9 protein-coding genes and 2 pseudogenes are annotated in these 12568 nt (G+C 64.6%); 2 read left to right on the forward strand and 9 right to left on the reverse strand.

Translation table 11 applies throughout. The features are described from left to right. Positions 1-237: 237 nt before the first annotated feature. The gene (locus tag MBTS_RS03830; RefSeq protein ID WP_308444995.1) at positions 238-2217 is read right to left on the reverse strand and encodes a methyl-accepting chemotaxis protein; all 1980 of its coding nucleotides are present in this window, start codon (positions 2215-2217) and stop codon (positions 238-240) included. Between the two features lie 454 nt (positions 2218-2671). Between MBTS_RS03830 and MBTS_RS24200 the strand changes: the two genes are divergently transcribed. Next, positions 2672-3160 carry a glycosyltransferase family 61 protein gene (locus MBTS_RS24200; RefSeq protein ID WP_192215109.1) on the forward strand — a complete coding sequence of 163 codons (489 nt, stop codon included), beginning with the start codon at positions 2672-2674 and terminating at the stop codon, positions 3158-3160. 66 nt (positions 3161-3226) lie between these two features. Then, complete coding sequence (locus MBTS_RS03840) at positions 3227-4225, forward strand: polysaccharide pyruvyl transferase family protein (protein ID WP_192215110.1); 999 nt, start codon at positions 3227-3229, stop codon at positions 4223-4225. A 101-nt stretch (positions 4226-4326) separates the two neighbouring features. On the opposite strand, the pseudogene MBTS_RS03845 reads toward MBTS_RS03840, so the two are convergent. The 8 genes and pseudogenes from MBTS_RS03845 to MBTS_RS03880 all read right to left on the reverse strand — a co-directional run. Next, positions 4327-4573 (reverse strand): annotated as a pseudogene (locus MBTS_RS03845) (IS630 family transposase); the annotation flags it as partial. 228 nt (positions 4574-4801) lie between these two features. Beyond that, positions 4802-4895, reverse strand: a pseudogene (locus MBTS_RS23640) (IS5/IS1182 family transposase); the annotation flags it as partial. Between the two features lie 64 nt (positions 4896-4959). Continuing rightward, entirely contained in the window at positions 4960-5436 is a 477-nt protein-coding gene (locus MBTS_RS03855) for a RidA family protein (protein ID WP_056142264.1), read from the reverse strand. Positions 5437-5452: 16 nt separating this feature from the next. Beyond that, complete coding sequence (locus MBTS_RS03860) at positions 5453-6523, reverse strand: NAD(P)/FAD-dependent oxidoreductase (RefSeq protein ID WP_192215113.1); 1071 nt, start codon at positions 6521-6523, stop codon at positions 5453-5455. An 11-nt stretch (positions 6524-6534) separates the two neighbouring features. Then, a complete protein-coding gene (gene goxA / locus MBTS_RS03865; RefSeq protein WP_147830800.1) occupies positions 6535-8499 on the reverse strand; it encodes a CTQ-dependent glycine oxidase GoxA in 1965 nt (654 codons plus the stop codon). Between the two features lie 305 nt (positions 8500-8804). Next, entirely contained in the window at positions 8805-9878 is a 1074-nt protein-coding gene (locus MBTS_RS03870; RefSeq protein ID WP_056142257.1) for a tartrate dehydrogenase, read from the reverse strand. A gap of 41 nt (positions 9879-9919) precedes the next feature. Further along, a complete protein-coding gene (locus MBTS_RS03875; RefSeq protein WP_192215114.1) occupies positions 9920-10894 on the reverse strand; it encodes a 2-hydroxyacid dehydrogenase in 975 nt (324 codons plus the stop codon). A 430-nt stretch (positions 10895-11324) separates the two neighbouring features. Next, positions 11325-12488 (reverse strand): mandelate racemase/muconate lactonizing enzyme family protein, encoded by a 1164-nt coding sequence (locus tag MBTS_RS03880; RefSeq protein ID WP_018043975.1) that lies wholly within the window; start codon positions 12486-12488, stop codon positions 11325-11327. Positions 12489-12568: the final 80 nt, after the last annotated feature.

Consider the following 12568-nt stretch of genomic DNA (forward strand, 5'->3'; position numbering starts at 1 on the left):
GCCCGTCGGCCTCTGCGCCCGGCGCGCGCCCGCGGCTCCACCGGGCGGGAGGGATCGGCGATCGCGCCGAACGGCCTTCCCGAACGCGCGGCCGGGACGCGACACCGGGTGAATGGGTGCAGCACGCGTTGCCGTAGGGGTGCCTCACGACCTTCCGATCACGGTCGGTTCCCGCTCCGAGCATGACGGCGCAGCGGGAGTTTCGTGAGGCACTTTCGGTCGCCGGGGACGCAAGCTCTAAACGGCGACGGAACGCACTGGCTTCGCATCTGAAGATTGAAGGAACTGCACGTTCATGCTCGCGCCGGAGCGATGCCGTACGAGGCAGTCGAACCGGCGTCCGTCCGCATCGGCGATGAGGACGAACCGTTCCGGCACCGAGGCATGCAGGCGCACATGCAACCGTGCGCCGCCGTCCGACAGGTCGCGGATCGAGCAGGCGATGCGGCCGCCGTCCGAGACATGAATGTGAGCAGGCAGCAGGATACGCGTTCGGCGATCGGCGCGCCGTTCCTCCATCCCAACGGTCCAATTGTCCAAGCCCGTGCTGATGCTCGACACACCGTCGGCAGCCTGCTGCATGCTGGCCAGGATCTCACCCGTGGCATGCGCCTGCTGATCCATCGAAGCAGCAACGCCATCGACATGCTGACTGATCGTACCGATCGCCGCAGTGATCGAGGCCAGGGTGGCCGCGACCTCGCTCGAGACAGCCTGCATGCCCGTGATTTCGCTGCTGATCCGGTTCGTGGCCGCTGCGGCCTGACCAGCCAGGTTCTTCACTTCGGTCGCGACCACAGCAAAGCCGCGCCCTGCCTCGCCGGCCCGTGCCGCCTCGATCGTCGCGTTCAACGCCAGCAGATTGATCTGTTGCGCAATGTCCGTGATCAGGGTGGCAACGCCGCTCATCGAATGCGCTGCCGAACGCAGCCGCTCGGTTGCGGCATCCGCCTCGCCGGCTCGACCATGGATGTCGTCCACGACGGTCTTGGACTGAATCATGCTGCGAGAGATCGAGAGCGCCGACGCATTCATGGCGTCCGCCGCATCCGTGACCGCCTGAACGTTATCGAGAGTGCGCTCGGCGGCCTCCACCGCGACCGACCGCGCCTCCATGTTGGCGGTGACGTCGGAAGCGTACTTGACGATCTTGATCAATCGGCCGCTCGGGTCGAAGATCGGGTTGTAGCTGGCCTGGATCCACACGGCACGGCCGCCCTTGCCGAAGCGCTGGAACATGCCCGATGAGAAACTGCCGCCTCTCAGGCGGTCCCAGAACGCGGCGTAGTCCGCCGTCTGTGCGTAGCCTGGCTCCACGAAGATGGCGTGCGGTCGCCCCCTGATCTCCTCGATCCCGTAGCCGAGCGACTTCAGGAAGTTCGCATTGGCATCGAGGACCGTCGTGTCGGGAGCGAACTCGATGACGGCCTGTGAGCGATTGACGGCCGCCAGCTGAGCCATGGCATCCGCGACCTGCAGTTTCTGCCCGGTAATGTCGGTGGCGAACTTCACGACCTTGATCGGAACACCATCCCGATCACGGATCGGATTGTAGGTTGCCTGGATCCAGACTTCGCGACCGCCCTTGGCAATCCGCTTGAACTCCCCTGAGCTGAACTCGCCTTTGCCCAGAGCGGACCAGAACTCACGATAGGCCTCACCCTCGCGCTCGGCCGGTTCCACGAACATGCTGTGATGACGACCTTGGACCTCGTCGAGCGCGTAGCCCACGGCTGAAAGGAAGTTGGCGTTGGCATCCAGGATCGTGCCATCGAGTGCGAACGCGATGACGGCCTGTGAGCGCTGCAGAGCTCCGAGCTGTCCGTCATTGTCGATATTGCGCAAGACCTGCTTCGTCACATCTGTCGCGAACTTGACCACTCGGATCACCCGTCCGGCACGGTCGAGGACGGGATTGTATGTGGCCTGGATCCAGACCTCGCGACCATCCCTCGCGAAACGCTTGAACTCGCGCGTCTGCGGCTCGCCATGACGCAGCGCTTCCCAGAACGCTCGATAAGCCTCACTGCCTTGCTCCGCGGCAGAGACGAATCGAGCGTGGTTCTGCCCCTTCAGGTCGGAAAGGGTATAGCCCATCAGCTCGAGAAAGAGAGTGTTGGCAGTGAGCACGGTGCCGTCAGGAGCAAACTCGATCCGAGCTGTTGACGTGTCGACCGCGGCCATGAGCGCACGCAGATCAGTATCAAAAAACGGCACGTCGCTGTCCCCACGATGCCTCGTTCGCATTCCCTTCTGGTTGGCAGCCTTTCGTTAAACAAAACTGAAACAACTTTAATGCGCGCTACGAATTTTTTAATATCAGCAACAAATACCAGTCAAGCAATAACACTAAAATACAAACAGTGAAGCGAACGACTGCGACTTCGGACATTGAGCATCGCTGATGCTTGCCTTGGCATATCGAAGAGGAAGCGATCTGTATTAAATTGCATTTTTATTTGCGATGACTTCGTGATATTACACCAAATATATTTTATCGAGACCCCGGCATGTATTTAAATGCATTTTCTCCAGCCGTCGCAGGGGCATATCGGTTTGATTGAGTCGACGCATGGACCGGCCGATGTCGATTCAATTTTCCATTTTGTTCCACCCCACTGTCTGCCGGTAAGCCGATCCTCGATCACCGTACCGACTATTCCTCACGGCCATGCAATGTCCGGCTCATACCAATCGGCACGGATCATCACCGATAGGCCCAGTCGCGCAGTCCGAGGGACATAAAGCAGCACTTCCTGATAAAGTTTACGTTACTAGGCGAGATGCGACAAGGCGTCGACTTATCAATGAATCAGAAATCGAGAAAGAAGCTAATGAGTTTGGATTTATCGTTCAAGAATTATCATCAATACCATTGTGGCATCAAATAGCTATTGCGCGTCATGCTCATACGATCATAGGCCCTCATGGAGCAGGACTATCGCATTCAGTATTTGCGAAACCCGGATCGAAGATTGTGGAGCTTCTACCTATTAGGGATGGTACTTATCAGCCACGCCTGAACTTTATTCGCCTCTCTCATATAAAGGGTCATCAGCACGTGGTTTGGTATGAAAATCAAAAGATCGGATTTGACCCTTGGTCAATCAACTTAGATGAATGGAAGCAGTTTATGAAAAAGCAAAATATACTCCGCTAATTTTCATCGAACAAATGCAACAGCCTTATATTACGGCATGTTGTTCCAAAAATACAAGGTGAGATTATGTCTAAGATTGAGATAGACAGAGAAAAACTGAAGATCGTCACGAAATGTTTTATAAACCATGTAAGCAATGGCGATTGGTCAGAATCCAAACGTTTAGAGAACGATCTCATTTTGGAGTCGCCCGAGGTATGGACCCCACTAGTTTCGGCATTCCGTTCCCTCCGCATGCATGAAGAAATTGCAGCAGAAGCCGATTTAGCCGAAGCATACCGGCCGAGAATGTGGTGGATGCGCAGCCCCTATCCGGGCAACTTTGGAGACATCCTGACTCCCTACGTACTGTGGCATGCCTTCGGCGTGATGCCGCGTTGGGTATTAAGCAAACATGCTGAAGGCCTGTGTATTGGCAGCATTGCAAAGTTTGCTCGACCAGGTATGCGCCTCTGGGGCACTGGAATGCCGCGGAGCACGGATGCGCTTTGTCCTACAGCTTTCTACTCTGCAGTACGCGGTCCGCTTTCACGCGATGCAATCATCGCGGCGGGCGGTTCCTGCCCTGAGATCTACGGCGACCCCGCGATCCTCTTGCCGGAACTGTATCGTCCGGATGTCGCCAAGTCCCATAGCATTGGCATTATCCCCCATGTTTCTCATGAATCGATGTTCAGAGCAGCTATTAATAGCACGCAGGCAAATAACACAAAGATTATATCGCTGCTATCAGTTTCGTTCGATGATATTGAATGCGTAATTAGAGAAATATTAAGCTGCAAAGAAATAGTTACCACCTCTCTTCATGGACTTATAGTGGCGCATGCCTATGGTATCCCGAGCCAATCGGCGTCAATTGAGGATGAGGTCGGCAACGCACACGACTCATTCAAGATGCAGGATTACAAACTATCTGTTGGGCTTGCCGATCTAGCTTTGCGTGTCCCACAAAATTTTACTGATTTGGCATGGCTTGAACGGCGCGAATGCGTGCTGCCCCCATCACAGATTGACTCAAAAGCGCTTCGGGCTGCGTTTCCTTTTCCCTCTCGCTCTATCGTCTAAAATCCTGCCGGCAACCTGGCAGCACACCCAGCGTATGGTCCCGCAGGTGATGGGTTCTGGCCATCGGCGACGCATCTTTCACTCATACCAATCGGCACGGATCATAACCGATAGGCCCAGTTGCGCAGTCCGAGGGAACATGATGCGCCGAGGCTGGGCAACGAGCTTGTTCCAGGCCGCGCAGCATCGATCGGGAATGTCCTCGTGGGAGGCGAAGATCATGTCGCCGAGCCGGTCGTCGCGCATGAACTGCCAGACAGTCTCGACCGGCTTGAGTTCGGGCGCATGAGACCGCAGCGGCGATACGGTGACGGTGTCGGGGACCACGAGGTCGCCGGCGATGTGCCAGCGGCTCAGGCCCGCATCCCGGCTCGCGCGCGCCAACCATCGTAGAGCCTCGGCATCAAAATCCCCGCGCGGTTCCAAGGCCTTCGACATGGCAGACCTCCGGCTTGCCAAAGCGAATCACGTCGCCCCCGACCGCGCGAACCCGTCAGTCCTCACCCGCCTTCATCCTTACGTTGCACCGATGACGTCGCGCGACATCTGCAATTCCCTGTCGCGTACCTCGACTCACCATGACGGTGTCGTGCCGCTTGGCCCCGCTCAGGCAGAAGCGGAGCGGCGCGCAGCGCGCGTCGGTGCCGAGGTGGCGCTTGGTGCCCGGTCGGCGATCTTTTTCATGGGCTTGATCGAGATGGACGACCGCGTCTTACGGCAACCACCGCAATCTTTCATTTGACCGTGGGCCTGTAGAAGGTGCCGTCGATCTCGGCGATGTCATTCTGATCGAGGCGGGGAACCTCGAGCACGGTGCGTGGTGGATACGGACCGTCGCCCCAGATGTCCTTCTGCACTGTGTTGACGATCGGCCGCAGCCGGGCGACGTCCGTGACGAACACGGTCAGGCGAACGGCATCGGACTTCGTGGCCCCGGCCACGGCGGCGGCGGCGAGCATGTTGTCGAACATGCGGCGGATGCGGGCCTCCTCGCCCTCGATGAGCTGACCGGTGGCCCGGTCGACCCCGCGCATCCCGCCGATGAACACGAAATCTCCCGCTCGTGCGCCGATGCTCCAGGTGCCGCTGGGGGTGATCGTCTCTGCGTTCGGAGCGAGAATCTCGACACGGCTCGTCTCGTCGGCGCAAGCCGCGGCGGGGACGAGCACCGCGAGAAGCGCGGCGAGCAGGGAGGGAAAACCGGGTCTCATGGGATCGTCCTCGGAGTCAGGGGAAAGCATGCCGCCGGGTCCAGAAGGGGGCGTCGGCAAAGCGCCGTTCGGCGGTGTAGAGGCTCCGCTGCGCGGAGAGGTGATGCGCGATACCTTCGAGAAAGGCGCCCTCGTAGGCGAGTGCCGGGGCCGGATCGTCGGCGGCGAGGGCCAGCGCGGCGTCCGCGGCCCGGATGCCGCTCCAGAGCGCCGTCGCGAGACCGTTCGCCCCGAGCGGATCGAGGGAGGCCGCCGCATCGCCGCAGCGCAGGATGCGCCCCTCGACCAGGCATGTCGGCACGACCGAGGCGGCCGGCGCGACTTGGGGAGACAGCGAGGCACAGGCGGTGTCGAGGCCGAGGCTGTCCAGGCGGGCGGCGATGGCGAGGGTTTGCCCGGCCGCATCCGCCCAGAGCCTCCCATCCTTCGCCGCCCCTGCGGGCAGGAGATCGGAATCGGTGAACAGGCCGATCATCATGCGCCGGCCCGGCATCGGCGCCATGTACCACCAGCCCGGCTCCACCGCCTCGACCAGGGTCGCGGCGGCAAGCTCGGCATCGTCGGGTACGTCGTGCACCTGGTAGGCGCAGACGAGCCGGTCGAGGCGCCGCCGATGGGCGGTCGGTCCGCCGGAGAGCGCGGCCCGGCCGCTCGCATCGATCACCGCCGCCGCATCCAGCCATCGCCCGTCGGCCAAGCCGATGCGGACGCCGCGGGGAAGATGCTCCAGGCCGACCACGGCGTCCGCGAGGCGCTCGCCCCCGCTGTCGGCCAGAGACGCCGCCATCCGTGCTTCGAGCAGGGAGCGGTCGATATGGGCGCCGTTCTCGTGCCCGGCCGCCCTGCGCAAGGCGCTGTCGCCCCAGATCGAGAAGCGCCCTTGGCTGGCCATGGCGGTGTCGCCGTCGATCAGGGCGGACCAGCCGAGCCCGTCCAGAAACGACGCTGCCGTGGCGGAGAGCGTTTCCCCCCGGGTGGGCACGACGCGATCCGGTGCGACGAGGACGGGAGAATGTCCGGCGAGGGTCAGGCGCCGGGCGGCGGACAGGCCGGCGACTCCCGCCCCGACGACCACGATACGGTCCACGCGCGTCGCGCTCAGCGGCGGGGGAACGGTGCTGCGATGTCCATGGAGCCGCGCTGGGTCTCCACGTAGATCGTCTCCGGCACGCCGGTCAGGCCCTTGGGGCCGGGGCGGCGGACGAGGACACCCATGCGGGTCCACAGCTCGATCATGCGGCGCAGGCCATCGGTGTAGCCGGCCTCCACGTGAAGGCCGATACCGGCCGCGCCCCGCGCCCACGGCACCCGCGCATGGTAGAAGCGCAGGCGCTCCTCGTCGCTGAGATCGGTGCGCATGACCTGCTCGTAGAATGGCTCCGGCAGGACATCCACCGGCAGCAGCGCGGGCCACCAGACCGGGGTGGGGAAGCCCGAGGCCGTCAGGACCGCCTGACAGCTGAAGGCGTCGCCCTGCCAGGGCACGCCCATCCAGCGGGTCAGGTCGCCCGGAGCCTGCGGGCCGATGGGAGCCCCGTCGCGCGGCTTGGCGGGGTTGCCCGCGAACACGTTCGTGGCATTGAGCTGCAGGCCGAGATCCTGGATCAGGCCCGGTCGATCCGACATCTTGATGCGGAAGGGCAGCTTCGTCTCGTCACGGCCGCGATAGAGGGCGGCATGACGGATCGGCCACGTGATCTCGACACCGGGGTGGAAGGCTCCCCCCGAGCAGGCATCGAGCGCGGCACGGGTGAGGGCCTCCGGCCGGAGGGCGAGGGGCAGGTCATCGAGGCGCGTGACGGAATCGGCCGCAGCGTCGTCGTAATCGTCGGCGAACTTCCCATCCGCCCAGAGTTCGAGCTGACGGTACTGGGTCGGCGTGAGGGTGAGCCAGGTGCGCTGGCTCTCGGGATAATTCACCCCGTCGCCGAGCATGATCGGCATGGCGGCGGCTCGCTGGTCCTCGCCGCCCGGACGGCGGAAGGCCTGAAGAACGTTCTGCCGCGTCGCGCGGCTTTCTTCATGCGGGCGCGCCAGCGTGGCGATGAGCGCCGGACTGGAGAGATCGCCGATCTGGTTCCAGGCCGCGCCGAGGAACGAGGAGGTGGCCACCCATTGCATGGTGCCGGCCCGGCGCAGGATCGGCAGCACGTCGCGCCGGAACGAGACGGTGTCGGAGGGGGCCTTCAGATGGCCGAGCTCGACCATCGCCTCGCGGGCGGCGTCGTAGAGGGTGACGATGGGTTCGAGTTGGGGCGCGAATTTCGGACCGCAACAGACGATCCAGGCCGGGTCGCACGGCACGGAGGCTCCGTCGATCTCGACCCTGGCCTGCACCCAGCCGTCGCACCAATCGTCGTGCCAGCCGTCGTTGTTGGTGAAGTCGCGCACCGGGTTCTGCGGCAGGGCCGTGCGCGAGATGCCGTTTGCGGCAAAGACCAGCAGGCGGCCGTTCTCGTCGGTGCGCAGGTGGCCGAGATCGACATCGAGGGTGTTCCAGAACCGGCCCTGCATGCGGCAGGCCGGATCCTTGCCCGCCGCATTGGCGGAGACGCCGCCGATCTGGATGACGCCTGGGTCGATCACCAGGAGATCGTCGCGCCGGTCGGCCTGGACCAGGGGATTGCGCTGGGTGCCGGGGATGCCGGGCGCCGCCGGCCCCTGGTCGAGCGCGTTGATGAACCCGTACCAGGCGGCCTTGGTGTTGGCCACGTGGACGCTCCACCGGACGCCCTTCGACGCGTCGAGTTCGCGCACCACGCGGCCCTCCTCGTCGTAGCCGTAGAGGCGGAACCGCTGAACCTGCTTCTTGATGCGGCCTTCGGAATCCTTGAAGCCGCCCGCCGGCTCGTCGAGGAGGCCCGGCACCTCGGGCGCGGGAAACCATGCGTCGGAATTGCCGACCCGGGAAAAGCCGATCGCCGGGTGTATGGCGACCCGCGCGATCCGGGCGCCCGCGGGCGCAGCCGCCGGCGCCTGGAGCGGTGAGACGGCGGCCTTCGCGAAAGACGAGGAGGCCAAGCCAAGGGCGGATGCCCCAATGAGGAAATCCCGACGCTTCATGGCGCGCTCTAGCTCATCCTAACTGCGAACTGGTCTCGGCCAGACTGTGTGCCGGCCGGACCTAGCCTGAACGCTGTTAAGATAGAGTTCCCTTTAGCTTGTCTTCGTGCTCGGGGGGCGCGGGCGTGCGGAGCCCTTCTTGCGCTATCTAAGTATAAAGCCGCATCGCTGTTTCCCAAACATGCACCGATGCGCCTACCGTCGAAGCCCGCGCTCGTCCCTCTCCGGATCCATGTGCTCGGGATCGCGGTGCCAGGTCGGCAGTGCCAGGTCGGCCGCGTCCCGGTATTCCCGGAAAGACGCCCTTATCCGAGGGCTTCTTCCACCGCCCTGCCGCAGGCTTCGGTATCGGCGTTGCCGCCGAGATCGCGGGTGCGCAGGGTTCGCTCGGAGAGGACGCGCTCGATCCCGGTGACGATCTCCCGGGCGGCCTCGTGCTCACCGAGATGCTCCAGCATCATCGAGCCGGACCATATCTGGCCGATGGGATTGGCGATGCCCTGGCCGGCGATGTCGGGGGCCGAGCCGTGCACCGGCTCGAACACCGAGGGGAAGAGCCGCTCCGGGTTGATGTTGCCGGAGGGTGCGATGCCGATCGTGCCCGTGCAGGCGGGGCCGAGATCGGAGAGGATGTCACCGAACAGGTTCGAGGCGACGACCACGTCGAACCGGTCCGGGTTCAGCACGAAATGGGCGGTCAGGATGTCGATATGGTACTGGTCCCAGGCCACGTCCGGGTAGGCCTTGGCCATCTCCTTCACCCGCTCGTCCCAATAGGGCATCGTGATCGAGATGCCGTTGGACTTGGTGGCCGAGGTCAGGTGCTTCTTCGGCCGGCTCTGGGCCAGTTCGAAGGCGAATTTCAGGATGCGGTCGACGCCGTGGCGCGTCATGATCGTCTCCTGCAGGGCGAATTCGCGGTCGGTGCCGGCGAACATGCGCCCACCCGCATTCGAGTATTCGCCCTCCGTGTTCTCGCGGACCACCCAGAAATCGATGTCGCCGGGCTTGCGGTCGGCGAGCGGGCTCTTCACCCCCGGCATCAGGCGCACCGGGCGCAGGTTGGCGTATTGGTCGAATTCCCGCCGGAACAGGATCAGCGAGCCCCAGAGCGAGACGTGATCGGGCACCCGGTCCGGCATGCCGACCGCGCCGAAGAAGATCGCGTCGTGGCCCCCGATCTGCGCCTTCCAGTCTTCCGGCATCATCCGGTTGTGCCGCTCGTAATAATCGCAGCTGGCGAAGTCGAACCAGTCGAACTCGAGGCTGAAGCCGTGGCGCTTGGCGGCCTTTTCGAGGACGCGCACGCCCTCCGGCACGACCTCCTTGCCGATCCCGTCGCCCGGAATGACGGCGATGCGATAGCTGCGTGATGTCATGGGATCGGCTCTCCGCGGATGGGACGGCTGGGTTCGGGAGTTCAGGCGGCGCTCGACGGCCAGGGCGTCTCGGCGACGGGGGTCACCGGCCCCCGACCCTCGAACCAGGAAACGAGGTTGTCCACGAGGAGGTTTCCCATGGCACGGCGGGTGTGGTGGGTGGCCGAGCCCACATGCGGCAGCAGGACGACGTTGTCCAAGGCGATGAGGGCGTCGGGAACCCGGGGTTCGTCGGCGAACACGTCGAGGCCGGCCGAGTGGATCGCGCCCCGCTGCAGGGCCGCGATCAGGGCGTCCTCGTCGACGAGGCTGCCGCGGGCCACGTTGATGAGGATGCCCTCCGGACCGAGGGCGCCCAGCACCTCCGCGGTGACGAGGGGGCCGGCTCCGCCGCCGGGCGCCACGACCACGAGGACGTCGCAGGCCCGCGCCAGCTCGACCGCGCTCGGGTGGTAGTCGTAGGCCACCGCGGGTTGCCGGCGGCGGCCGTGATAGGCGATGGCGCAGCCGAACCCGTCGAGGCGCGTGGCGATGGCGTGCCCGATCCGCCCGAGGCCGAGGATGCCGATGCGGCGCCCGCGCAGGGAGGGCGAGAGGGGAAACGGGGCTTTCGGCCAGGCGCCCGCGCGGAGATAGCGGTCGGCCTGGGGGAGGCGGCGGACGGTGGCCAGGAGCAGGCCGAGGGCGAGGTCGGCCACCTCCTCGGTGAGCACGTCCGGGGTGTTGGTGACGACGGCGCCCCGCCCCTTGGCGTCCGCGACGTCGATCGTGTCGTAGCCGACACCGAAATTGGCGACGATCTCCAGGGCGGGAAGGCGCGCGAACAGATCGGCTCCCGCCGGCGCCTGTCCTCCCACCACCACGCCGCGGATGGCCGGGCCGACCTCCGCCAGGAACGCGTCCCGGTCCGTGGCCCGATCCAGGCGGTGGAGGACGAAGCGCTCGTCGAGGGCTCGGATCGTATCGGGAAGGATCGCCTTCAGCAGCAGGATCTCCGCCTTCGCATGTGCTGTCATGGGGCCTCTTCGCAGTTGCGTGTTCCGTGGAGGTGGCGCTCCCGCTCCGGGGCGAAGGCACCTCGTGCTTTCCGCCAACGGAGGGTGGACCGCAACCCGGAGCCGGCCCGCTCGGCAAGACCGCGCTGCGCCAATCCCATACAGGCCGCGAGGACTGTCTCGTTCCTCTGGCCGCGCGGAAGGCCGGACCTGACCTTGACCACCGTGGCGCTGACGAAGTCTTCGGTCAGAGCGGATAGAACGGCTCGCTCGTCATCGCTGAGCGGACGCATCGTACGGATTTCCTCGTCACGTCGATTCCGGTTTGCCGTCCCCGGGGCCGGCCCGTCTCGGCTGACCGGCTCGCAGGAACGGCTGTCGCCCGAGGCCAGGCGGCAGGGGGAGGGGCCGTGCCGGGCTCGATGAACCCCGCACGGCGATCGATCGGCGCTTACTCCGCGAGCTCGCGCATGACCTTGATGAGGTCCGACTTGCCCTCGAAGCCGATGCCCGGCAGTTCGGGCATGACGATGTGGCCGTCCTCGACCTTCACCCCGTCCGGGAAGCCGCCATAGGGCTGGAACAGGTCCGGGTAGCTCTCGTTGCCGCCCAGCCCCAGGCCGGCCGCGATGTTGAGCGACATCTGGTGACCGCCATGCGGGATGCAGCGCTTGGGCGACCAGCCGAACTGCTCCAGCACGTCGAGGGTGCGGAGGTACTCGACGAGGCCGTAGGACAGGGCGCAGTCGAACTGCAGGTAATCGCGGTCGGGCCGCATGCCGCCGTAGCGCAGGAGGTTGCGGGCATCCTGGTGCGAGAACAGGTTCTCGCCGGTCGCCATCGGGCCGGGATAGAACTCGGAGATCGCGGCCTGCAGGGCGTAGTCGAGGGGATCGCCGATCTCCTCGTACCAGAACAGCGGGTACTGGCGCAGCATCTTGGCGTAGGCGATGCCCTGTTCGAGGTTGAAGCGGCCGTTCACGTCGACGGCGAGCTGCGCCTGGGAGCCGATCTCCTTCAGCACGGCCTCGATGCGGCGCTGGTCCTCCTCGATCGGCACGCCGCCGATCTTCATCTTCACGACGTTGTAGCCCCGGTCGAGGTAGCCGCGCATCTCGGCGCGCAGCTGGGTGTCGTCCTTGCCGGGATAGTAATAGCCGCCGGCCGCGTAGACGAAGACGCGCGGATTGGCCTCGACGCCCTTCTGCTCGGCGAGCATCCGGAACAGCGGCTTGCCGGCGATCTTGGCGGTGGCGTCCCAGATCGCCATGTCGAGGGTGCCCACCGCCACCGAGCGCTCGCCGTGGCCGCCGGGCTTCTCGTTGGTCATCATCGCCGCCCAGAGCTTGTGCGGGTCGAGGTTGTCGCCGGCCTCGTTGAGGACGCTCTTGGGGTCGGCCTCGAGGATGCGGTTCTTGAAGCGCTCGCGGATCAGGCCGCCCTGGCCGTAGCGGCCGTTGGAATTGAAGCCGTAGCCCACCACCCGGCGGCCGTCGCGCTCCACGTCCGTGACCACGGCCACGAGGCTGGCGGTCATCTTCGAGAAGTCGATATAGGCGTTGCGGATGGGCGAGGAGATCGGCTTGGTGACCTCGCAGACGTCGACGATACGCATGGTGGCTCTCCTTGAGATGCGAAGAATTTCGCGTGAGGGGAACGGGATGGAAGGGGGGTCGGTCAGAAGGTCTAGTGGGC

The sequence above is a fragment of the Methylobacterium bullatum genome, from assembly GCF_014845095.1.
Classification (GTDB): domain Bacteria; phylum Pseudomonadota; class Alphaproteobacteria; order Rhizobiales; family Beijerinckiaceae; genus Methylobacterium; species Methylobacterium bullatum.